The sequence below is a fragment of the Candidatus Megaera venefica genome (assembly GCF_034554655.1).
Classification (GTDB): Bacteria; Pseudomonadota; Alphaproteobacteria; order Rickettsiales; family Rickettsiaceae; genus Megaera_A; species Megaera_A venefica.
The window spans coordinates 1-905 of the sequence record NZ_JARJFB010000269.1 but is presented as its reverse complement, the minus strand read 5'-3'; the positions used below and the strand labels follow the sequence as shown (position 1 = coordinate 905).

The 905-nt window shown below is 33.4% G+C and carries 2 protein-coding genes and 1 pseudogene; 2 read left to right on the top strand and 1 reads right to left on the bottom strand.

Annotated features, from left to right (window positions below):
• A partial coding sequence (locus Megvenef_RS09695; protein WP_322777702.1) for an HU family DNA-binding protein occupies positions 1–299 on the top strand: 299 nt, incomplete at its 5' end.
• On the opposite strand, the pseudogene Megvenef_RS10320 reads toward Megvenef_RS09695, so the two are convergent.
• Positions 296–472, bottom strand: a pseudogene (locus tag Megvenef_RS10320) (IS256 family transposase); the annotation flags it as partial. The gene Megvenef_RS09695 and the pseudogene Megvenef_RS10320 sit on opposite strands and share 4 nt — an antisense overlap.
• Before the next feature lie 105 nt (positions 473–577).
• Between Megvenef_RS10320 and Megvenef_RS09690 the strand changes: the two are divergent.
• The coding region (locus Megvenef_RS09690) for a transposase (protein ID WP_322776028.1) at positions 578–905 on the top strand (328 nt) is incomplete at its 3' end.

Here is a 905-nt window from a genome sequence, read left to right as displayed (position 1 = left end):
CACTTCTTCGTTTCTGCATCTTTTTGTCATCGTTTGACAAAGTTTTTTTGGTCTTTGCAGTAAAAACCTTACCCTTTATAACACACATAGCTAATCAACACATTTGCACCAAAGTTCAAGCTGAGAAAACTATAGATATGTTTATTTCTTCTGTAATTGATGCTATGAGACAAGGCAATGAAATCTCTTTTGTAGGTTTTGGTAAATTCTATACTACTAAAATAAAGGCTAGAACTGGTCGTAACCCAAGAACAGGAGACTTTCCATCTATTTGTGTAAATTCGATTATAGGCACTTAAATTCTCCCTTCGAATTTGATCATAAAATGAGCCATAGCCTCACCCCAATTTTGAATTGGCATAGTCCATTTTCGAGTAATGTAATTAATTGTCAAGTATAACATCTTAAACACAGATTCATCGTTGGGAAAAACTCTCTTGTTTTTAGTAACCTTACGTAGTCCCTCCGTCAAAACTCTCCCCGCCTGAATTAACAAGGGGTTTCATGTCATAAACAGCTTACAAAATCCATAAGAAAATGGTATAATTACCGCATAAAGCTTACGGATTTTAAAATTATGCCTATAGAAAATATTACTTTTCTCCAAAAACAAGAAAGGTTATTTGAAGAGAAATTATCTACAAAACTAAATCCTAAAAACAAGTTATATAAACTAAGGGATTTAGTAAATTGGTCTGAACTTGAAGCCAGAGCATTGCCTAACATTGAAATCAAGCAATTTGGTAGAAATAAGAAAGATCATAGAGTAATGCTAGCACTATCAATGCTTCAAGCTATGTACAACGGTTCTGATTCGTTTACGGAGGAAGAGCTAAAGGAAAATATTTATTGGCAATATTTTTGTGGTTATGAATATTTGCAGCAAGATCTTGATGTGTCTGAAG